20 protein-coding genes are annotated in these 21,404 nt (G+C 63.2%); 6 read left to right on the forward strand and 14 right to left on the reverse strand.

Annotation, left to right across the window (positions count from 1 at the left end):
* Nucleotides 1-9 precede the first annotated feature (9 nt).
* The 5 genes from ACM62G_RS28105 to ACM62G_RS28125 all read right to left on the reverse strand — a co-directional run bounded on the left by ACM62G_RS28105 (nucleotide 10) and on the right by ACM62G_RS28125 (nucleotide 6,575).
* A complete protein-coding gene (locus tag ACM62G_RS28105) occupies nucleotides 10-927 on the reverse strand; it encodes an ABC transporter permease (RefSeq protein ID WP_419736140.1) in 918 nt (305 codons plus the stop codon).
* A 50-nt stretch (nucleotides 928-977) separates the two neighbouring features.
* Nucleotides 978-2,588, reverse strand: a complete 1,611-nt coding sequence (locus ACM62G_RS28110) for an ABC transporter substrate-binding protein (protein WP_419736141.1) — start codon at nucleotides 2,586-2,588, stop codon at nucleotides 978-980.
* A 47-nt stretch (nucleotides 2,589-2,635) separates the two neighbouring features.
* Nucleotides 2,636-3,673, reverse strand: coding sequence for an ABC transporter permease (locus tag ACM62G_RS28115; RefSeq protein ID WP_273822769.1), 1,038 nt, complete (start codon nucleotides 3,671-3,673; stop codon nucleotides 2,636-2,638).
* Between the two features lie 64 nt (nucleotides 3,674-3,737).
* Nucleotides 3,738-5,348 carry an ABC transporter substrate-binding protein gene (locus ACM62G_RS28120; protein ID WP_419736142.1) on the reverse strand — a complete coding sequence of 537 codons (1,611 nt, stop codon included), beginning with the start codon at nucleotides 5,346-5,348 and terminating at the stop codon, nucleotides 3,738-3,740.
* Between the two features lie 72 nt (nucleotides 5,349-5,420).
* Entirely contained in the window at nucleotides 5,421-6,575 is a 1,155-nt protein-coding gene (locus tag ACM62G_RS28125) for a mandelate racemase family protein (protein ID WP_273822766.1), read from the reverse strand.
* Nucleotides 6,576-6,924: 349 nt separating this feature from the next.
* Between ACM62G_RS28125 and ACM62G_RS28130 the strand changes: the two genes are divergently transcribed.
* Together ACM62G_RS28130 and ACM62G_RS28135 are read left to right on the forward strand one after the other, a co-directional pair.
* Entirely contained in the window at nucleotides 6,925-7,650 is a 726-nt protein-coding gene (locus ACM62G_RS28130) for an oligogalacturonate-specific porin KdgM family protein (protein ID WP_273822765.1), read from the forward strand.
* Between the two features lie 88 nt (nucleotides 7,651-7,738).
* The gene (locus tag ACM62G_RS28135) at nucleotides 7,739-8,554 is read left to right on the forward strand and encodes an NAD-dependent epimerase/dehydratase family protein (RefSeq protein WP_419736143.1); all 816 of its coding nucleotides are present in this window, start codon (nucleotides 7,739-7,741) and stop codon (nucleotides 8,552-8,554) included.
* A 17-nt stretch (nucleotides 8,555-8,571) separates the two neighbouring features.
* On the opposite strand, the gene ACM62G_RS28140 is transcribed toward ACM62G_RS28135, so the two are convergent.
* The gene (locus ACM62G_RS28140; RefSeq protein WP_419736144.1) at nucleotides 8,572-9,327 is read right to left on the reverse strand and encodes a FadR/GntR family transcriptional regulator; all 756 of its coding nucleotides are present in this window, start codon (nucleotides 9,325-9,327) and stop codon (nucleotides 8,572-8,574) included.
* A 372-nt stretch (nucleotides 9,328-9,699) separates the two neighbouring features.
* On the opposite strand from ACM62G_RS28140, the gene ACM62G_RS28145 reads away from it, so the two are divergent.
* Nucleotides 9,700-10,842, forward strand: a complete 1,143-nt coding sequence (locus ACM62G_RS28145) for a pectate lyase family protein (protein ID WP_273822761.1) — start codon at nucleotides 9,700-9,702, stop codon at nucleotides 10,840-10,842.
* Between the two features lie 111 nt (nucleotides 10,843-10,953).
* Here ACM62G_RS28145 and gspF read toward each other — a convergent pair whose 3' ends face one another.
* The 7 genes from gspF to gspG are packed head-to-tail and all read right to left on the reverse strand — an operon-like array spanning nucleotide 10,954 to nucleotide 19,109.
* Nucleotides 10,954-12,165: a type II secretion system inner membrane protein GspF gene (gene gspF / locus ACM62G_RS28150; RefSeq protein WP_419736145.1), complete on the reverse strand. Its 1,212-nt coding sequence runs from the start codon at nucleotides 12,163-12,165 to the stop codon at nucleotides 10,954-10,956.
* On the reverse strand, nucleotides 12,165-13,571 hold the full coding sequence (gene gspE, locus ACM62G_RS28155; RefSeq protein ID WP_273826487.1) for a type II secretion system ATPase GspE: 1,407 nt from the start codon (nucleotides 13,569-13,571) through the stop codon (nucleotides 12,165-12,167). Before gspE ends, gspF begins: the two co-directional genes overlap by 1 nt.
* Nucleotides 13,568-15,943, reverse strand: a complete 2,376-nt coding sequence (gene gspD, locus ACM62G_RS28160) for a type II secretion system secretin GspD (protein WP_419736146.1) — start codon at nucleotides 15,941-15,943, stop codon at nucleotides 13,568-13,570. The genes gspE and gspD overlap by 4 nt, the downstream gene beginning before the upstream one ends.
* Nucleotides 15,940-16,488 (reverse strand): type II secretion system protein GspM, encoded by a 549-nt coding sequence (gspM, locus tag ACM62G_RS28165; protein WP_419736147.1) that lies wholly within the window; start codon nucleotides 16,486-16,488, stop codon nucleotides 15,940-15,942. Before gspM ends, gspD begins: the two co-directional genes overlap by 4 nt.
* Nucleotides 16,481-17,668 carry a type II secretion system protein GspL gene (gspL, locus tag ACM62G_RS28170; protein WP_419736148.1) on the reverse strand — a complete coding sequence of 396 codons (1,188 nt, stop codon included), beginning with the start codon at nucleotides 17,666-17,668 and terminating at the stop codon, nucleotides 16,481-16,483. The genes gspM and gspL overlap by 8 nt, the downstream gene beginning before the upstream one ends.
* The gene (gspK, locus tag ACM62G_RS28175) at nucleotides 17,665-18,651 is read right to left on the reverse strand and encodes a type II secretion system minor pseudopilin GspK (protein WP_419736149.1); all 987 of its coding nucleotides are present in this window, start codon (nucleotides 18,649-18,651) and stop codon (nucleotides 17,665-17,667) included. The genes gspL and gspK overlap by 4 nt, the downstream gene beginning before the upstream one ends.
* A gap of 8 nt (nucleotides 18,652-18,659) precedes the next feature.
* Entirely contained in the window at nucleotides 18,660-19,109 is a 450-nt protein-coding gene (gene gspG, locus ACM62G_RS28180; RefSeq protein ID WP_273820786.1) for a type II secretion system major pseudopilin GspG, read from the reverse strand.
* A gap of 146 nt (nucleotides 19,110-19,255) precedes the next feature.
* Here gspG and gspI point away from each other — a divergent pair, with 146 nt between their 5' ends.
* Entirely contained in the window at nucleotides 19,256-19,642 is a 387-nt protein-coding gene (gspI, locus tag ACM62G_RS28185; RefSeq protein ID WP_419736150.1) for a type II secretion system minor pseudopilin GspI, read from the forward strand.
* 7 nt (nucleotides 19,643-19,649) lie between these two features.
* Here gspI and ACM62G_RS28190 read toward each other — a convergent pair whose 3' ends face one another.
* Entirely contained in the window at nucleotides 19,650-20,081 is a 432-nt protein-coding gene (locus tag ACM62G_RS28190) for a general secretion pathway protein GspC (protein WP_273820784.1), read from the reverse strand.
* 125 nt (nucleotides 20,082-20,206) lie between these two features.
* Between ACM62G_RS28190 and ACM62G_RS28195 the strand changes: the two genes are divergently transcribed.
* Nucleotides 20,207-20,668 (forward strand): GspH/FimT family pseudopilin, encoded by a 462-nt coding sequence (locus ACM62G_RS28195; protein WP_273820783.1) that lies wholly within the window; start codon nucleotides 20,207-20,209, stop codon nucleotides 20,666-20,668.
* Nucleotides 20,665-21,282 (forward strand): prepilin-type N-terminal cleavage/methylation domain-containing protein, encoded by a 618-nt coding sequence (locus tag ACM62G_RS28200; protein WP_273820782.1) that lies wholly within the window; start codon nucleotides 20,665-20,667, stop codon nucleotides 21,280-21,282. The genes ACM62G_RS28195 and ACM62G_RS28200 overlap by 4 nt, the downstream gene beginning before the upstream one ends.
* Nucleotides 21,283-21,404 lie beyond the last annotated feature (122 nt).

Raw genomic sequence — 21,404 nt, forward strand, 5'->3', positions numbered from 1 at the left:
AACCTCCGATTACTCGCTACGCGGGTCAAGGATGTCCCGCAGGCCATCGCCCAGCAGGTTGAAGGCCAGGCTGACCAGCATGATCGCCGCCCCTGGGACAGCCACCAGCCACCAGCACTCGAGCATGTAGCGCCGCCCCGTGGAAATCATCGCGCCCCACTCCGGCAACGGCGCCTGGGCGCCCAGGCCGAGGAAACCCAGGGCCGCGGCGGTGAGGATGATCCCGGCCATGTTCATGGTCAGCCGGATGATCACCGACGACAGGCACATCGGCACGATGTGCCGCAGGATGATGCGGCTCGACGAAGCCCCTTGCAGTTCCACCGCAACGACGAAGTCAGCCTTGCGCAGAGAGAGGGTTTCGGCTCGCGCCAGACGGGCGATCGGCGGCCATGAAGTCAACGCAATGGCGACCACCGCATGCTCCAGGCCAGGCCCCAGGGCCGCAATGAACGCCAGCGCCAGGACCAGGCTGGGAAAGGAAATGAAGATATCGGTCAGGCGCATGAACACCGTATCGACGATGCCGCCGTAGTAGCCGGAGACGGTGCCGATGAACAGCCCGATGGGCCCGACGATCACCGTCACCAGGGCAATGATGTACAACGTGACCCGCGAGCCGTAGACCAGCCGGCTGAAAATGTCCCGGCCATACTCGTCGGTGCCGAACCGGTGGACGGCGCCCGGAGCCTGCAAGGCGTTGCCCAGGTTCTGCACCACCGGATCGTGGGTGGCGATCCAGGGGGCGAAGGCCGCGACCACGATCAACAGTAGCGCGACCAGCAACCCGGCCAGGGTCATGGGGTTACGCAATAGATGACGCAACACCCGCAGGCCGCTTTTGCAAAAGGCATCGAAGCTGGACCCCGGGGTACGCTCCAGCCGCCGCTTGGCGCTGGATTCGGCAGAAGAGAGGTTGGCAATCATTGGCATGTTCTCGGGTTGAATTCACATTCGCCTGGTACACCAGACGTTGTTCAGCGCTGCTTGTAGACGCCCAGGTAGCGGGTCGCCTCGGCGTCGTCGCCACTGAACCCCTTGACGTCAGCCGCACTGACCACGGTGTCGGTCATCTGAGAAATCATCATGATCGGGCCGACCTGCTGGTCGTAGAGGGTCTGCGCCTGGTGGTACAACTCCAGACGCCGGTCCGCGTCACGCTCGACCCCGGCTCTGTCGATCAGGCTGTTGAGCGGCGGACTGAAGAACGACGCACGCCAGCCCTGGAAGTTCGGCAGACCGGCGTCATCGCGATTGTCGGGGTTGTAGGCGAAGGTGCGCAGGCTGAAATACGGATGCGGATAACGTTCGGCCCCTCGGGCCACGATGATCTCGAAGTTGCGTGCACGCATCGCGCCGTACACCTGGTTGCCGGTACCGGGGACGATACTGGCCTTGATCCCACCCTCGGCCAGGGTCGCCTGCAGGCGGGCGGCGATGTCGATGAACGGCGGTTCCGACAGGGTCCGGATGGTGGTGCTGAAACCGTCGGGGTAGCCGGCCTCGGCCAACAGTTGCCTGGCCTTGGCAACGTCCAGGTGATAGCCCGGATCCGGCAGGCGCGCCTGCAACCCAAGCTGCATCGGCTGCTGGTTGAGCTTGCCGTAGTAAGGCATGACCTGCTCATCCAGGCCCTTGTAGTCGATCAGGTTGCGCACTGCTTCGCGGACCTTGTCCTTGGCGAATTCGGGCTGCTTCATGCTCAGGGCCACGTAGTACATCGTGCCGCGCGGCAGCGACTGCACCTGCAGTTTTTCCGAACCGTCGATCGCGCGGATATCCGGCGCTGCCATGCCATAGGCCAGGTCGAGGTCGCCACGTTCAAGCATCAGGCGCAGCGACTGGGACTCGGTCATGTGCCGCACCACCACGCGCTTGAGCTTGGCTGCGCCAGCCCAGTAGCCGTCGAAGCGGGTCAGCAGCAACGAGTCGTTGGCGGTCCACTTGCTCAACACGAACGGCCCGCTGCCGGCCTCGTTGGTCACCAGCCAGCCGGCCCCCAGGTCGCCATTCTTCTCGTGCGCCAGGACGGTCTTGCGGTCCACCACCACGGCGCTTGGCGATGTGGCCAGGGAGTCCACCAGCAGCAGCGGGTCCATGACCTGCGGCAGGTCGATGACCAGCGTGTGGTCATCACTGGCGCGAATCAGCGAGCGGATGTTGTCGACGCTGTAGCCATAGGCCTTCCAGGTGGTGGCCAGACCGTAGTTGAGTTTCATCACCCGGTACAGCGACCAGGCGACGTCCTCGGCGGTCAGCGGGTTGCCAGAATGGAACTTCACGTCCTGGCGCAGGTGGAAGGTGACCTGCCTGCCGTCCTCGCTGATGTCCCAGCGCTCGGCCAGTTGTGGCAGGTGCTGTTCCGGGTTGCCCCGGTCACGCTTGACCAGGGTGTCGTAGAGATTGGCATTGACCCCGGAGGCATCCAGGCCGGGTGCGTTGGCCGGGTCGATGGAGAACAGGTTGACCAGGCTCATGCCGACGATCAATTGGTCGGCCGGGGTCTTGGCCTGCACGGCCGCCATCGGCGCCACGATCAGGGCGGCCGCCAGCAGGCTGGCGTGCCATCTGGAAAAAACAGTTTTCATGAAAAAATCCTTCTTTTTATAGTTTTATCGAGACTGCAGGTGCGGGCTCAGCGGGTACGCGGGTCGAACACCTTGTACAGGGCGTCGCTGATCAGGTTGAGCGCGACGAAGATCAGGCCGATCACCAGCACGCAGCCCATCACCGCGTTCATGTCGCCCAGCATCAGGCTGCTGGTCAGGTACTGGCCGAAGCCTGGCCAGGCGAACACGGTCTCGATCAGCACCGCCCCCTCGAGCAGGGAACCGTAGGCCAGCGCCACCACCGTCAGCAATTGCACGAGGATGTTGCGAAAGGCATGGCCCCAGACCACCTGTCGCCGGGACAGGCCCTTGACCCGGGCGGTGATGATGTATTCCTGGGACAGTTGCTCGAGCATGAAGCTGCGGGTCATGCGACTGATGTAGGCCACCGAGTTCAGGCCGAGGATCAGCGCTGGCAGAACGATATGCCGCAAGGCGCTGGCGAAGGCTTCCCAGTCACGGGCCAGGGCCGAGTCAACCAGCAGCAGGCCGGTGACTTCCGGCACCATGCCGTCATACGCCAGGTCGATACGCCCCGCGCCACCGGCCCAGCCGAGCCAGGCGTAGAACACCAGCAGCCCCATCATGCCCAGCCAGAAAATCGGCGTGGAGTAGCCAAACAGGGTGATGACGCGCGCCATGTGATCCCCCAGACGGCCCTGGTTGCTGGCGGCGCAGACGCCCAGCGGCAGGCCGATCAGCACGCCGAACAGGATCGCCAGGGTCGCCAGCTCGATGGTCGCCGGAAACACCCGTCGGATGTCGTCGAGCACTGGATGGCCAGTCAGCAGGGCGTTACCGAAATTCCCGTGCAGCAGGTCGTTGAGGTACAGCCCGAACTGGGTCCAGATCGGCTTGTCCAGGCCCATGGCCCGATGCACCTGCTCATAGGTGGAGCTGTCGGCGTCCGGGCCGACCACCGCCAGTACGGGGTCCAGCGGCATGACCCGACCGATGACGAAAGTCAGTGCCAGCAGACCGAGCAGGGTCACCAGGACCGTGCTGGCGCGCCGGACGGTGTTGGAGGCGCGAGCCCCCAGCACAGAGGCAGTCGAAACAAACATAGTGATCTCCTGATCAATCATTTACAGGGGCACCGGGCATGCGGACTTTCGTCGCGCACATTGCTCAGCGCTGCTTGTAGACGTCCTTGTAGCGGGTGGTCGCGGCGGTGTGGCCCTGGAAATCGGCGACATCGCTGTAGACCAGCACCGTGTCGGTCATCTGCGCGACCGGCAGGATAGCGCCAACCTGCTGGTCGAACTGCTCCTGGATCTCACGGTATTGCGCCTGCTGCCTATCGGCATCCGGCTCGACCTCGGCGCGCTCGATCAACTGGTTCAGCTCGGGACTGTAGAACGAGGTGCGCCAGCCCTGAAAATTGCTCAACTTGGCATCGTCCCGGTTATCCGGGTTGTACACCAGGGTACGCAGGCTGGAATGCGGGTGACGCTCCGCCCCGCCACCACCGCGACCGACGATGATGTCGAAGTCACGCTCGCGCATGGCGCCATAGATCTGGTTGCCGGTGCCGGTGATGATGCTGGCCTCGATCCCGGCCTGGGCCAGGGTCGACTGCAGGTTGGAGGCGATGTTGATGAACGGCGGCTCGGCCAATACCCGGATGCTGGTCTTGAAACCATTGGGATAGCCGGCCTCGGCCAGCAGCTTCCTGGCCTGCTCGACGTTCAGCCGATAACCCGGATCCGGCAGGCGCGCGGCCAGCCCCAGCGGCAGCGGGCGCTGGTTGATCAGCCCGTAGTGGGGCATCACGGTCTGGTTGATGCCCTGGTAGTCGATCAGCGAACGCACCGCCTTTCGCACCCGCACGTCGGCGAACATCGGCTGCTTCACACTCAATGCCACGTAGTAGAGGGTACCGCGCTGCAAGGTCTGGGTACGGACCTTGTCACTGTGCTGCAGGGCCTCGATATCCGGCGCGGAGATGCCTTTGGCGATGTCCAGATCGCCACGCTCGATCATCAGCCGCAACGACTGCGACTCGGTCATGTTGCGCATGACGATGCGCTTGAGCTTGGCCGGGCCGCCCCAGTAGCCGTCGAAGCGGCTCATCAGGATCACGTCGTTGGCACGCCAGTCGTTGAGCACGAAGGCACCGCTGCCGGCAGCATGGGTCACCAGCCAGGCCGCGCCCATGTCGCCATTCTTCTGATGCTCGAGGACTTTCTTGCGATCGAGGATGAAGGCACTGGGCGAGGTCGCCAGGGTATTGAGCACCAGCAAAGGATCGGTCGGTCGCGGCAGCTCGATGACGAAGGTCTGGGCATCGCTGGCGCGCATGTAGCGCTCGACGTTCTCGGCGCTGAAACCGTAGGCCTTCCAGGTCGAGGCCAGGGCGAGGTTGAGCTTGAGGACGCGCTGCAGCGACCAGGCGACGTCCTCGGCGCTCAAGGGATTGCCGGACTGGAACTTCACGCCGCTGCGCAGGTTGAAGGTCAGGGTCTTGCGGTCATCGCTGACCTGCCAGTGCTCCGCCAGGGCCGGCAGCAGGCGGTCCGGCTGGGCCGCATCCTGCACCAGCAGCATGTCATAGAGGTTGGCGTTGATCTCCGACACGTCCAGGCCGGTCGCGGCGGCCGGGTCCAGGGACAATAGGTTGATCATGCTCATGCCGATGATCAACTGGTCGGCCGGGGTCTTGGCATAGGTGACCGGCACAGCGGCAAAGGCCAGGGTCGCCACCAGTGCCCGCGCCAGAAACGAGGGACGAATATTCATAGTGAGAGTGCCTTTCTTATATTTATTGGGCGCTCGGGTGACCCGGTATCGAGCGGGACACCCGTGTACAGATCAGAAGCTGTTAAGGGTATGGGTCTCGATGAAGTCGAAATCGATGTCTTCGCCCAAGCCAGGCAGATCGGACAGGTGAACGAAACCGTCGCTGTCCATCGGGTCCACCAGTTGCTTGAGGTAGGCCGGTACCTCGTCATAGTCCAGGTACGGGTGCAACAGGCCGCGCTCATACCAGGTGCAGTTCTTGATGGCCCCGACCACGGCCAGGTTCGCGGCCCCGTTCCCATGGATTTCACAATCCATGCCGAAGGACTCGGCCATGTGCGCGACCTTCAGGCACGGCGCAATGCCGCCTACCCCGGCCACACCGGCGCGCAGGATGTCGCAGACATCGTGCTTCACCCAACTGGCGCGGCTCAGGTGCTTGCCAGCCAGGGTTTCCGGGCCCAGTACCGGAATATCCAGATTGGCGGCCAGCCAGGCATAGGACTCGGCGGAGTCTTCCATCATCGGCTCCTCGATCCAGGCGAAATCGAGCTTCTCCAGTTCGCGACCGATATACAGGGCGTCGGTACGGCTGTACCAGTGGTAGCCGTCGAGCATCAGCGCGATATCCGGCCCGACCGCCTCGCGCACCGCGGCGCAGGCCTTGACGTCGATCTTCGGACTGGGTGCGAAGGACACCGGTGGCATCCAGGTGTGCAGCTTGATCGCCTTGTAACCGCGCTTGACCAGGGTTTCGGCGAAACGACCGTAGTCTTCGGGGGTCGCCAGGCCACCGGGCAGTTCATCGCCGCACATGGTCGAGCCGTAGGCCGGCACCTTGTCGCGAAAGCCACCGATCAGTTTGTGCACCGGCACCCCGAACTTGCGCCCGGCCCAGTCCCACAGGGCCTGCTCGACCAGGGCCAGGGCGCGATCGGTCAACTGACTGGCACTGCCACGCTGCCAGTGCACCAGGTCGTGCCAGATTTTCTCCCGATCCAGCACGTTCTGCCCCACCAGCACCTTGCGAACAAAGCCATCGAGTACATAGGGACGGATCAGTTCCGGCGCCCCGAAGGCAAACCCTTCAGAGCCATCTTCGCTACAGATCCGCAGGAGGGCCATCTGGGCCTGAGTGACATCGCCGGGGTGCGCATGCCCGGCGCTGTCCACCGCGCGACGGGTCGGGTAGGAAAACACCTGGACGTTGACTGCTGTGATTCTCATGGGCGTCTTTAGCCTTTTTTATTGGATTCATGACAAGGATGCGGCCGCTGACGAAGATCATAGGTCATCGTACAACAATTGAAAAGCCGCCCCAAAAAACCCGGGGAAAACCCAAAAAACGCCTTTTCACCCCGTAAAACCTGCCCGTAAATGAGCAAAAAAGAATAACAAGCTCATCTTGATACGCCTACACAGCGGCAATATATGTAACACAATGTTTCAAAATGCCTCATACCACGTAGACGTCGGGCAATGTCGTACGATAACTTATCTCAACGGAAAAGATGAGACTCAATCTCAACAACCGTATCGTTCGACAACCTCAACAAAAACAATAAAAGAAGACCGTATGAACAACACTCTACGCACCCTCGCAACCCTCGTGACCGTCAGCCTGCCCTTCTGCGTCAACGCCGACTCCGCCAACATCAACTACCGCCATCAGCTCACCGAGGACGACCGGGCCCATGCCGATCGGATCAAGCTGGCTTATCGCATGGACAGTGGGTTGGGATTCGAGGGCGAACTGAAGTACCGCACCGCCGGTGACCGCAAGGATGTCGCTTACGACAACATGGTCAACAACGGGCATGAGTTCACAGTTAGTTACAACTATGCACTCAGCCCGCAGTCGACCCTGACCCCGGCGTTCCAGATGGACAGCTCGAAGGACTCGACCACCTACAAGTTCGGCCTCAAGTACAACTACAAAATCAACGATGCGTTCTACGTTGCGACCCGCTACCGGCTGGACGCGAGGAAACTCGATCGTGACCAGATCAACGAGGACCTGCCAGATCGCGCCAAGGACAACCAGAACACCCATCGCTTCGAAGGCTGGCTCGGCTACACCCCGGCCAGCAAGTGGGCTTTCGAGTATCAGTACATTTACTTCAAGACCGACTACATCCGCTACGACAACAACAAGAGCGACTACGAGCAGAACCTGATCGTCAAATACAAGCTGGACAAGAAGTGGGCACCGTTCATGGAGATCGGCGATGTCAAGGTCAACTCCACCACCGATGATCGCCAGGCACGCTGGCGCCTGGGCGTCCAGTACAACTTCATGTAGGCCACGCGCGGCCTGGTGATCGCGCATCGCTCGCCAGGCATGCCGTCATTCTCGAACCACTCGCAACCAGAGCAAGGAAGACCTGACCATGAGCATCAACCCAACGTCACACAAACCCTTCAACCGCATCCTGCTGACCGGCGCCGCGGGTGGCCTGGGGCAAATCCTCAGGGAGACCCTCCAGGCGCATGCCGCCATCGTCCGTTCCTCGGACATCAGCCCGATGGCCCCCAGCCGCGGCGAGCACGATGAAGTGATCAACTGCAACCTGGCCGACAAGGCCGGCGTCGAGGCACTGGCCAGGGGTGTCGACGCGATCGTTCATCTGGGCGGGATTTCGGTGGAGCGGCCTTTCGAGGACATTCTCGAGGCCAATATTCGCGGCACCTTTCACCTCTACGAGGCCGCACGCAAACACGCAATCAAGCGGGTGGTCTTTGCCAGTTCCAATCACGTCACAGGGTTCTACCCACAGGGCATCGAGGTGGATGCGCACTCCCCCCGCCGCCCGGATGGCTACTACGCGCTATCGAAGTCCTACGGTGAAGACCTGGCGACCTTCTACTTCTACCGATATGGCATCGAGACCGTCAGCCTGCGCATCGGTTCGTCATTCCCTGAACCACGCAACCTGCGGATGCTCTCGACCTGGCTGAGCTATCCCGACCTCGAACATCTGGTGGAACGCGCCCTGCTGACCCCCGAGGTCGGCCATAGCGTGGTCTATGGGGTTTCCGCCAACCGCGACCGCTGGTGGAGCAACCGTCACGCGACGCACCTGGGCTTTACCCCGCAGGACACCTCGGAAGACTTTCGGGCCCGGATAGAACAACAGCCCAAACCTCAGCCCGACAGTCTGTTTCAAGGCGGAGCCTTCACCGCCGCCGGGCCGTTTGGTGACTGAAAGGGCAACGCCTGCGTTCAGTTTTCCAGCGTGTGCGCGCCCAATGCCTCATAGGCGCGCCGCATGCGCTCGCGGCTATTGGACAGGTGCAGGCGCATGGCCGCGCGCGCGGCATCGGCATCGCGTCGCAGGATCGCCTGATAGATGTCTTCGTGCTCTCGACTCAGGCGCTCCAGATAAGGCTCGGTGCGATCATTGGCCACGCGTGTGGAGTGCAGGCGCGCACGTGGCAGGATGCTGACGCCCAGGTGCAACATGATATCGGTGAAATAGCGGTTACCCGTGGCCAATGCGATCTGCTGGTGGAAGCGGAAGTCCGCGGCCACGGCGTAATTGACGCTGACCACTCTGGAGTTCAGCAGGTCCAGTGAATCACGCATCACCTGCAGGTGTTCATCGGTGCGACGGGCACAGGCCAGCCCTGCCGCCTCCACTTCCAGACTGATGCGCAACTCCAGAACGGCGAGCACGTCATGCAGCGTGACAATGCTCTCGGGGTCGATTCGAAAGCCACTCGGTCCTGGCACATCGCACACGAAAGTACCGATGCCATGGCGGGTTTCAACCAGACCGGCGGCCTGCAATCGGGAAATGGCCTCACGGACCACGGTGCGGCTGACACCATGCTCCTTCATCACCTCGGACTCGCTCGGCAGCTTGGCGGCACACTCAAGCTCTCCGTCGTGAATACGCCGGGAGAGTTCGGCGACCAGATTCTCGGCCAGGCTGCGGTGCTTGGGACGAACGCTGGGTTGGACACTCTGTTTGTCCATTGAGAGCACTTATCTCGGCTGGAGGAATGAATCCTTATAATAGCCCAAGCAGTTGTACGACAACACGCCCTCACGGTTAACAGAACCTACCTGCACAATCTGGTGTCTGGTCAACGAACGGATGGCGTAAACGCTGCATCTTCAGTTATATACAGATCGATTCCATATTTTTCCTGTCGAAGCGGGGGCGGTAGGTGTGTCGTTTTTTTCATAAAACCTCATAAACTTGTACGACAACACATCAGATCACATGATAGTATTTCGCATGTAGCGGACGTTCGATTCGCTGCAGTGGCGACAAGGACGTCCGCTTGAAGGACACGCCAGACACTGGCGTGTGCGTACTTAAGTCAATCAAGGATCTGATTACTCATGGTAAAACCCACAACGTTCACACTCGGCAAACTGACCAGCGCAGTGGCCGGTGCCCTCCTGCTTTCAAGCCTGCCCGCCCATGCTGCCGACATCTGGCTGGATGTTGCCACAACAGGCTGGGCCACCCAGAACGGCGGCACCAAGGGGGGTTCCCGAGCTGCAGCGAATAACATCTACACCGTCAAAAACGCCGCCGAGTTGAAGGCAGCACTGAGTGCCAGCGCGGGCAGCAATGGTCGCATCATCAAAATCACCGGGATCATCGATATCAGCGAAGGCAAGGCTTACACAACGACCGCTGACATGAAGAAACGAGCCCGTCTCGACATTCCGGGCAAAACCACCATCGTCGGGACCAGCAGCAATGCGGAAATCCGTGAGGGTTACCTCTACGCCAAGGAAAACGATGTGATCATTCGCAACCTCACCATCGAAAACCCATGGGACCCCGAGCCGGTGTGGGATCCGAACGATGGTGCCGACGGCAACTGGAACTCGGAATACGATGGCCTGACGATCGAAGGCGCGAACAACGTCTGGGTTGACCATGTCACTTTCACCGACGGGCGTCGCACCGATGACCAGAATGGCACCGCCAATGGCCGCCCCAAGCAACACCACGACGGCGCATTGGACGTCAAAAACGGCGCCAACTACGTGACCATCTCGTACTCCGCATTCAAGTCCCATGAGAAAAACAACCTGATCGGCTCGAGCGACAGTCGCACGACCGATGACGGCAAGCTCAAGGTGACCATTCACAACACGCTGTTTGAAAACATCTCGGCCCGTGCGCCACGCGTGCGCTTCGGCCAGGTACACCTGTACAACAACTACCATGTGGGCAGCGTCAGCAATAAAGTGTATCCGTTCACTTATGCCCATGGCGTAGGCAAGAACTCGAAAATCTTCTCCGAGCGCAACGCCTTCGAGATCAGCGGCGTCAGTGGTTGCGACAAGATTGCTGGCGATTACGGCGGCAGTGTCTACCGCGACCAGGGCTCGATCCTCAACGGCAGCGCACTGAGCTGCTCGTGGAACTCGAGCATCGGCTGGACGCCGCCCTACAGCTACACCCCGCTGAGTGCGGACAAGGTCGCCGCTGACGTCAAGGCCAAGGCGGGTGCCGGCAAGATCTGAATGCCCCCTGCGTGAAGGAAAAGCCCTCGGTGACGAGGGCTTTTTCATGCCGTCAGAAGCCTTGGGTTTGAGTGCTGTCGCGGGCAGCCCGACCAGCCCCCACAGGCCCCACTACTGCACCAACTGGTTGATCTCGATGATCGGCAGCAACACCGCCATCACGATCACCAGCACCACCGCGCCCATCACCACGATCATTAACGGTTCGAGCAACGCCGTCATCCCCATCGCCCGCCGTTCGATATCCAGCGACAGGGTCTGCGCCGCCCGCTCCAGCATCGGCGGCAAGGCGCCGGTCTTCTCGCCGCTGGCGATCAGGTGGATCAGCAACGGCGGAAACACCTTCTCCACCTTCAGCGCCGCCGCCAGGTTCACCCCTTCCCTGACCCGCGCCGTGGCCTCGCTCACGCTCAGGCTCAAGCGGTCGTTCGACACCGTCTGCCGCGCCGCCTCCAGCGCCCGCAGCAACGGCACCCCGGCACCGCCGAGAATCGCCAGGGTCGAGGCGAACCGCGCCGTGTTCAGCCCCAGCACGAAACGCCCGATCATCGGCAACCGCAGGATCCGGCTATGCCAACCCAGCCGCGCAGCCGGCTGGCGCAGGTACAGCCGCCAGCCCCAGAACGCCCCCGCCAGCCCGGCAAAGCACAACACGCCCCACTCGCGAATGAAGTCGCTGGCATTGAGCATCACCAGCGTCAGCCCCGGCAGGTCCTGGCGCGCCTGGGAAAACGCGCTGACCACCTGCGGCACCACGTAGCTGAGCAGGAAGATCACGATGCCCACCGACACCAGCCCGACCACCGCCGGGTAGATGAACGCCGTGAGCACCTTGCCGCGCAGGTTGTTGCGCTCCTCGATGTAGTCGGCCAGCCGTTCCATGACCAGGGCCAGGTCGCCGGATTCCTCGCCGGCGGCGATCAGCGCCCGGTAGATTTCCGGAAAGTCCCGGGGCCGCCGGGACAGCGCGTCGGCCAGGCGCATGCCGCCCCGGACATCGGTACGCACCGCACTCAGGGTCTGGGCGATGTGCTTTTTTTCCGCCTGTTCGACCGTGGCGCTCAACGCCGCCTCCAGCGGCAGGCTCGCTCCCAGCAGGCTCGCCAGTTGACGGGTGGCCCAAGCCAGGTCGTTGTCCGAGAGTTTTGCGCTGAACAGCCCGCCGGCCGTCTCGCCACTGTCGCTGCTTTCGGCCCGCAGCGACAAGGCGGTCAGCCCACGCCCGCGCAAGGTGGCCATGGCCGCGCCCTGGCTGTCGGCCTCCAGATGGCCGGACTCGATCTTGCCCTGGGCATCGGCCGCTTCGAAGCGATAGCGGTTCATCAGGCGTCCCTCGTCACACGCAGGATTTCTTCCGGCGCCGTGGCACCCGCGCGGACCCAGCGCTCACCATCCTCGCGCAGGCTCAGCATGCCCGCCGCCCGTGCCGCCTGGCGCAACGCCTGCTCGCCGGCGCCCTGGTGGATCAGGGTGCGAATAGCGTCGTCGATGCAGAACAGCTCGTGGATGCCGGTGCGGCCGCTGTAGCCGGTGTGGCTGCAGGCGCTGCAGCCGACCGGGCGCCAGGTGCCCGGCGTGGCCGGATCGGGCTGGCGGCAGTGCCGGCACAGCCGCCGCACCAGGCGCTGGGCCAGCACCCCGAGCATCGACGAGGCCAGCAGGAACGGCTCCACGCCCATGTCGATCAGCCGGTTGACCGCCGACACCGCGTCGTTGGTGTGCAGAGTCGCCAGCACCAGGTGCCCGGTCAGCGAGGCCTGCACGGCGATCTGCGCGGTTTCCAGGTCACGGATCTCGCCGATCATGATGATGTCCGGGTCCTGGCGCAGGATCGCACGCAGCGCCAGGGCGAAGGTCATGTCGATCCTGGCGTTGACCTGGATCTGGCTGATGCCCGGCAGGTCGTATTCCACCGGGTCCTCGACGGTGAGGATGTTGCTGGTGCTGGCGTCGAGCCGGGCCAGGGCGGCGTAGAGGCTGGTGGTCTTGCCGCTGCCGGTGGGTCCGGTGACCAGCACGATGCCGTGGGGCTGGCGGATCAGGTGGTCGAGCCGGGCCAGCAGGTCCGGGTCCATGCCCAGGGTTTCCAGTTGCAGGCGCCCGGCCTGCTTGTCCAAAAGGCGCATCACCACCCGCTCGCCATGGCCGGTGGGCACGGTGGAGACGCGGATGTCGATCGGCCGTCCGGCGACGCGCAGGGCGATACGGCCGTCCTGGGGCAGGCGTTTTTCGGCGATGTCCAGTTGCGCCATGATCTTGATCCGCGACACCAGCGCGCCGTGCAGCGCCTTGCGTGGCGAGACCACGTCGCGCAGGGTGCCGTCGACCCGGTAGCGCACCACCGAATGGGTCTCGAACGGCTCGATATGGATATCGCTGGCCTCGTCGCGCGCCGCCTGGGTCAGCAAGGCGTTGATCATGCGGATCACCGGCGCGCCGTCCTGGGTGTCGAGCAGGTCGGTGACTTCCGGCATGTCCTGCATCAGCCGGTCGAGGTCCACCTCGTTTTCCGCCGCGCCGACCACGGCGGCAGCGCTGCCGGTGTCGGCATAGGCCGTGGTCAGCAGGCTGTCGAGTTCCTCATCACGCACCCGCTCCAGCCGCGCCGGCCCGAACTGCCGGCGCGCCTCGCTGATGGCCCAGCCGGGGGTCGAGGGACAGGCGGTGAGCACGCCGTCGACCAGCACCAGCCGCTGGGCCTTGGCCCAGGCGTACGGTAATGCGTTCATGGCTGCGCCTCGTTCAGCGACACCGGCACCGCGCGGATCGGCCTGGGTGCCTGCGGCACGGGCACCGGCTGCGAGCCCGGAATGGCGTGGGCCGCACTGGGCAACTGCGGGGCCTGCATGTCCGGCAAGGCCCAGTTGCGTTCCGGCGTCAGGCTGCCCTGGGCACGGCGGATGAAGTCGTAGCGGTTCAGGGTGATCGCCCGCCCCGCCGCGCCGTCACGGATGATGTACGGCCGCAGGAACACCATCAGGTTGGTCTTGTTGCTGTCGCGCCGCTCATGGCGGAACAGCGCGCCGATGCCGGGGATGCTCGACAGCAACGGCACGCCGTCGTTGCTCTGGCTGTAGCCGTCCTGCAGCAGGCCGCCCATGACCATGATCTGCCCATCGTCGAGCAGGATGCTGGTGTCGATCGCGCGCTTCTTGGTCACCGTGCCCGCCGCCGTCGCGGTGGCGCGGTCGTCGACGCTGCTGACCTCCTGATACACGTCCAGCTTCACCGTGCCGCCCTCGGAAATCTGCGGCCGGACGTTGAGCTTGAGTCCGACCTCCTCGCGCTGGATGGTCTGGAACGGGTTGTTGCTCGAACTGCTGCCATTGGTCACGTAGCTGCCGCTGACGAAGGGAATGGTCTGGCCAACGAAGATGCTCGCCACTTCGTTGTCCAGGGTCAGCAGGTTCGGCGTCGACAGCACGTTGGAGCCGCCCTTGCTCTTCAGGGCCCGGGCCAGCACCTTGAGGTCCATCACCTGCCCCACCCCGGGAATGTTCACCGATCCGCGCACCACGCCGATATTCAGCCCCTGGGGCAAGGCGTCGATGCTGTTCTTGGCGGTGGTGACGATGCCGGTGTTGCCCAGGTTGGCCCCGGCGAACACCCCGCTGCCCCCCAGGTTGCCGCTCTGCCACTGCACGCCGAACTCGTTGGCCTCGTCCTCGCTGACCTCGACGATCAGGCTCTCGATCACCACCTGGGCACGGCGCTGGTCGAGCTGGTCGATGACCTCGCGCAGGCTGCGGTACAGCGGCTCCGGCGCGGAGATCAGCAGGGTATTGGTGGTCGCGTCGGCTTGAATGGTCACGCCACCCGCACTGAAGGCCACACTCTGATCGCTAACGGCAGGCCCGCTCTTGCCGGTTGTACTACTGCCCTGCCCATAAGCGCTGCCGTTGCTGCCCGAAGTGCTGGTGGATGGGGTACTGGCCAACGGACTGCTGTTCTGTCCACCCTGCCCGCTGCCATTGCTGGTGCCGCCCATCACACTGAGCGCCGACCGCGTGCTGTCAGTGGTGCCGCTGTCACTCTCACCTGTCAGCAGCCCGCGCAGGGCCTGGGCCAGCTTGCCGGCCTGGGCGTTGCGCAGATAGACCACATGCAGGTTGCTCGGATTGCTCTGGGCGTTGTCCAGCTTGTAGATCAGATTGCGCGCCAGCTCGGTGCGCTCGGGACTGCCGGCACGAATGATAATGGTGTTGGAACGCGGATCGCCGATCACCGCGATTTTCTGGGTCGGATCCCCCCCCGGTGCATCGAGCAGCTCGGCCACCATTGGCGCAATATCAGCGGCGATGCCGTTATGGATCGGCACCACGTCGGTGTCGATGGCACTGGGCGTATCGATCCCCTGAATCAGTTGCGCGACCCGGGTGAGATTCTCGGCATAGTCGGTGACGACAATCGTGTTGTTACCCGGATAGGCATTGATCGGATTGTTCGGCGAAACGATGGGCCGCAGCACTGGAATCAGGTTCACCGCGTTCTCGTAATGCAGGCGGAAAGTGCGCGTCAGCATGCCGTTACCGGCCGGTTTGTCGGCACTGTAGATCGGCCCACCCAACAGTTTGGCATCCGCCTCCGGCACCACCTGGGCGATACCGCCGACATCGACCACGCTGAAGCCCTGCATGCGCAGCGCTGCCAACAGCATGTCGTAAGCCTGGCGGGCCGGCACCTGGCCTTCGGAAACAAGGGTCAGGCTGCCCTTGACCCGTGGGTCGACCAGAAACTGTTGGCCGGTGGCCCGGGACAATGCGCGAACCACCGCCTGGATGTCAGCCTCGACGAAATTCAAGGTCACCGGTTGCTCACCCAACGGGTTGGCCGGTAGTGAGCGGCTGCGCGCCGCGCCACCCGGAGCGCGCCCGGGAATATCATGCAACAGCCTGGGCACAGGCCGGGTCTGTGCCTGCGCACGCTCGCGATCCCGTAGGACGTCTCCACCGCGCTGAGTGTCGCCCAAAGGCCGACCGAGTTCACTGTCGACCAGCAACGTGGATTGACCGGGCCCGGTGGCGGTGTTGCTGCACGCCCCCAGGACCATGAGCAGCAGGGGCAATGCAATACGTACCGATTTGGGTCCTGAACCCTTCATGAAGCTTCCTTAGCGTCCAGCGCCTGATCCATGCGAACGGTGCCTGACAACGTGCCGGCGGTCTCATTGGTCGCCGCCTCGCCTGCACGTTGCAAACGGGCCTCGACCACTTTCAGTGAAAACTGCTGCGGATGGCTCAACAGCCAGACGAGTATCGCCTCGGCTGGGGCCGCCTCGAAACGCAAATCCCAAGTGCCAGGCTGTTCGGCCTGGAGCTGGAAGTGCCCGGCGAGTCCACTGGATTGCAGGCTTTGCCGCAGAGACTGCTCCAGGCTTTGCCCGTCCGGCCTGATATGAACCTCTTGCAGCAACGACTCCAGTGCTTCGTCCTGCGCTCGCAGTTTCGGTATCTCGGCTTGCCAATAGGCGATTTTTCTCAGAGGCGGCTCGACCAGGGCTACCCACACCACCAACGCGGCTAGAGCCACGGCCATGCCGCTGACCATGGTTTTCTCCCGCGGCGTGAACGCCTGCCAATGGGCTTGGAGCTGACTGCGCCAGCGTTGCCAACGGGCACGGTAGTTTGCCAAGGCAGCCTTACTCATCGCCTGCACCACTGCTATCGTCGGTGGGGGCGTCGGGGTAGCCCGCCGGGCCTTCGACGGGGCGCAGCGTCCAACCGTTCTCGTCGGCCTTGGCGCTGATACCGACCCGTGCCAGGCTGTCCTGCCAGGAGCGATCAGCACCGAACCGCCGGGCGTCGGCCAGTAGCGTCAACTGCAACGCCCCGTCGACGAACACCAGGCGCTCCACACTTGCCGACATGAACGGCATGCCGCTGCCGGCCTGCAACACCAGGCGATTGAACAACTGACCCGGATCACTCACCGCGCCCTGCTTGCGCGCCGCCAGTTGCTGGCGGGCCTGTTGCAGCGGATTGAGGATCACCGGCAGTTCGGGAAATGCCTGCCTGACCCGCTGACTCATCTGCTGTTTCATGCGCTGACCCTCACTCACCTCACGGGCGGCGTAGAGGTTCAGGCCGATCGCCCAGACCGCCAGCGCCAGCAAGCAGCACCCCACCGCCCGCCCCCACCCCTGAGCGGCAACACGGGGTTGCCGCGTGCCGCCCTGCAGCCCCCACTTTGGCGCAACGCCCGTCCAGAGCCATGTGGCGGGCTGTTGCGTGAATACTCCGGCAGGTGCGTTGTCACCGATCCAATGGAAAACCTCGCCCTGGGCCAGCCGCTCGGCCAGGCACTCCTCGAACACGGGTTCCACCGTCGCCTGCTCGGCATTCAGGCGCAGCAACAACTGACCGTCCTGCACACAGGCACTTGTCTGTCCGTCAGGGGGCAAGGCCAACCTGTAGGGTGCCGGGTAAAGACCCCGCAACGCCAACCGATGCTGCCACAGCAACTGGCCGAGACAGTCCAGGTGCGCCTTGGGTAACCAACTCACATGTACCCACCCGGCACCATCACGGCCGCTGTGGGCGATATGCATCTGATCGCTGTCCCCCAACATCAGCGCCTGGGCGGCGAGGCGCACGGCGGCACCGATCCGGGCGGACGAAAGTGGCGGTATTTCGATACGCGTCAGAACGCTGTCGACAGGGTGGAGAAAACACTCGACAGCTTGTGACCTGGCGGCCTCCCCCAGTTGCATGAATGTGCCGACACGGGGCTGGCTGACACGGCCACTCGAGTCCAGGCCCACGTACTCGAATTCGGAGTGGGCCGTCAGGTGTGCCAACGGCGGCAAGGCAATTCTCAGCAGCGTCATACGCCCAGCCTCGACCAGATCACCTGGGGTCGTTGCTCCTGTGGACGATGCAGGAACGCGTTGATGCCGAGCCGACGCCGATCACAACGTGCCTGCCCCTGGAGCAGGAACCACTCGCTGGTGATACCGACATTGAGTCCATCCACACTCAAGTGCGGCAGGTGCAGACGATTGACGAAGTCTCCCCGGTTGATGAACCACAAGCCACTGTCACGTTCGGCCACCACGGCCTGCGCCTGCGACAGGGACAACCCCGGCACCACCGACGCCAGGACCTCGGCACTGGCGGTGTTGGCGTTGACCCAGGTGTTGGCCGGGATGATGCTGACGAATTGTTCCAGTCGAGCCAGCACACGCTCATTCATCCCCTGGATATCGCGCAGCCCCTCCAGGGTGCGCAACATGGGCCGGGTTGCAGGCAGCGGTTGGCGGGCCACCCCCGCAGAAGTGGGCCGATCGCTGGCAAGGTGGCTCGGAGCGGTATCCTGCCCGGCCGCTGGCGGACTCATCACTCGCGGATAGGATGCGATGACTCTCTGGCTGATGCGCTGACCGAGACCGGTGTCGATACCGATCATTTCGCATAACCGGGCAAAGCTGCGGAGTTGCCCGACGTCGACGCGCTCGTTGGTGAGCAGATTGCGCAGGTTGAACTTGCCTTGCTGGTCCACCAGACGCCCCTCGAAAGGTCCCAGCAGGACGTTGGGCGAGGTGAACCGAATGGGCCGCGCCCAAGGTTGATCCAGCCGGGTCAGCACCTCCTGCTGGCGAGACGCCCAGAGCAGTTGCCGGCTGGCCTCCAGACCGCCCTGGAGCACCGCGCGGCCTTGGGCGTGACATTGCTGCGCCTCGAGTGAACGAGTGAACACACGCTGCCGGGTGAGCATGCCTGCCGCGATCACTGCCACCACGGCGGCGATCAGCAGGGCACTGATAACCGCCGTGCCAGCTTGGCGGGTCGATAGCTGCGAATACGTGTTCATGGCAGAGCCTAGAGCTGCCAGGACCCGATATCCGCGTTCACCCCTTCGCCATCCGGTTGGCCGTCGGCCCCTAGTGAAAAGACGTCGATTTCGCCGTTGGCGCCAGGATTCAGGTATTGATAAGGACGCCCCCACGGATCATTGGGCAAGCGTTCCAGGTAGGAACGCCATTGGCCATCCTTGGCGTTCGCCGGCCGTTCCACCAGGACCTTCAGTCCCTGGTTCAGGGTGGGGTAACTGCCGTGATCGAGACGATAGAGCTTCAGTGCCTGCATCAGCCCCGCGACATCCTGCTTGGCGGCTGTGGCCCTGGCCTGATCAGGCCGATCAAGGACCTTGGGCACCACCATGGCGGCGAGAATTCCGAGAATGACCACCACAACCATGATCTCGATCAGCGTGAAGCCCTGCTGACCGTGACGGCCACCGGAACGGAATCTGACGCGCGCGCAATCCATTTCAACCTTCCTTGGTATATGACAATTCGTCGCGCAGTGTAACAAAACCTACTGAATGAAATACAAAAATACACCGTGCAATACCTACCCTGCTCGCTGACACCAGGTGCTATTCTGCGCCCCTGTTTTTCGGTCAAGAGTCACCCATGGAGAGGTTGTGCAAGGAGCGGGGTTTTACATTGATCGAAGTGCTGGTGGCCTTGACGATCATTGCCGTCGCCCTGTCGGCGGCAGCACGCGTTGCGGGCCTGATGACGCAGAGCAACGGACTGTTACGCGACCGTTCGATCGCGCTGCTGGCGGCGCAGAGTCGACTCGCCGAACTGCGCCTGGAAGGCCATCTCACGCCAGGCATCAAGCAGTTCGAGTGCGACCAGGGACGACTGCAACTGCGCTGCGACCAAAGCATCACCCCGGACGCCGAGGCCAACCTGATGCGCGTCATGCTGTTGGTGTCGGATCGCAAGCACGAGGCACCGCCGCTCGCGCGGCTCGATTCACTGCTGGGCCAGCCCATGGAAAAACACCCATGAGGCGCGCTCAAGGGCGGATCAGTCGGGGCAGCGTGGGCACGTCCGGCAACGGGCTGATCTTGAGTCGGGTCGGCTGCGAACCGCGTTCGAGGATGACCGCATCCCCCTCGATCGCCAACAGACGCACGCCGGGGGCCAGGCGCTCACCCGCCAGAACACCGCGAGGCGGCCCACCGTTGAGACTGATGATTGCCACCGCCCCCTGTGCACCGGCAATCACGCCAGACACCTCGACCTCCATCGCCACCGGCTGGTTGGAAAACCACTGCAAGGCGGGTGTGTCGATCCCTGCGATCGGGGTCGAACGCTCCATCACCGGCGTATTCGATTGCGCCGGCGTCAACAACAGCGATGACCAGAACAACACACCCGCCAGCGCTGCCAGCAATGCAGCCCCTTGCAAAATACGTGGCGCCGCTACGCCCAAAATCAATGTCAAGACGAAACCTCCCTGTTGTCCTGCACGGCAGTCTACAGGACAACAACAGCTTTGGGTCCAGGCCATTTCTTGAGCGGGACCACTGAGTTCGACAGGATTGATTCATCACGACGGAACGTTAAGTCATGCCCTCACCCAGACAACAGGGTTTCACCCTGATCGAGCTGATGGTGGTGCTCATCATCGTTGGTATCGCCACTGCCGCCGTGAGCATCAGCATCAAACCCGACCCACGACAGTTGTTGCACAAGGACGCCACTCGGCTGGTCCAACTGCTGCAGATCGCAGAGGCCGAAGCGCAGGCCGACGGTCGCCCAATCACTTGGGAGCCAGGCGCCAAAGGGTTTCGCTTCAGTCGCCCGAATGAACAGGGTCTGGGGTTCGATGACTTCTCGGCGGATCCACAACTGCACCCTCGCCTCTGGGAAAGCGCCTCGATCAAGGTACGCGTCACCCCCAGGCAACCGGTGGTCCTGAATGCCGAATGGTTCAACCCACCATGGCGCCTGGAACTCTCCGACGGCCGCTACCGACTCACCGTGCAACGCACGGCAGCCGGGCAACTGCAGGTGGTGGATGCACCATGAGGCACAGGCAGAAGGGTTTCACCCTGATCGAAGTCATGGTGGCGATTCTGCTGATGGCCATCGTCAGCCTGATTGCCTGGCGCGGCCTGGACAGCGTGACCCGCACCGACTCCCACCTGCAGCGCGACGCGGAGCAAACCCGGGAGTTGCTGCGGACCTTGCAACAGCTCGAACGCGACCTGGCCTTGCGGGCCAGCATCGAGTTGCGGGAACCGAGCCCGACCGATAACGACACCGAACAAACCGAAAAGACCGGAGCCATCAGCGTGCGCAGCACGGACAGGAACACCTTCAGTCTCGATGTGATTCGCAGTGCGGCCACCTCGGCGGGCAGTTTGCAGCGGGTGCGTTGGTGGTTGAAGGGCGACACCCTGTACCGGGCCAGTGCGGCAGCCCGTGATCGCTTGCCTCTGCCGGCGCCTGAGCCGCGGGCCGGTGTGGCGGCCCTGAGCAACATCAGTGGGTTACAGGTACGGGTTTGGGAACCCGGCCAGGGCTGGCGTCAATTGAGTGGCAATCGCAAGGTCGACCCTGTGGGGTTGGAAATACGACTGACCCGGCAGACGCCTCAAGGGGAGGAACATTACAGGCAGGTATTCGGGCCATTGGATTAATCCGCAACGCCATCCAAGACGTGCCGACCTGCCCGGGGGAGCCCAAGATTTCGCCTTCCGCCCATACCGGCATGTCGGCCTTCTCGTCGGGCAGCGAGCTTCAGTGAGCCTTGCTTGCAAGC

This window comes from Pseudomonas sp. COR18, from assembly GCF_048568395.1.
In the GTDB taxonomy this organism is placed as follows: Bacteria; Pseudomonadota; Gammaproteobacteria; order Pseudomonadales; family Pseudomonadaceae; genus Aquipseudomonas; species Aquipseudomonas fuscovaginae_B.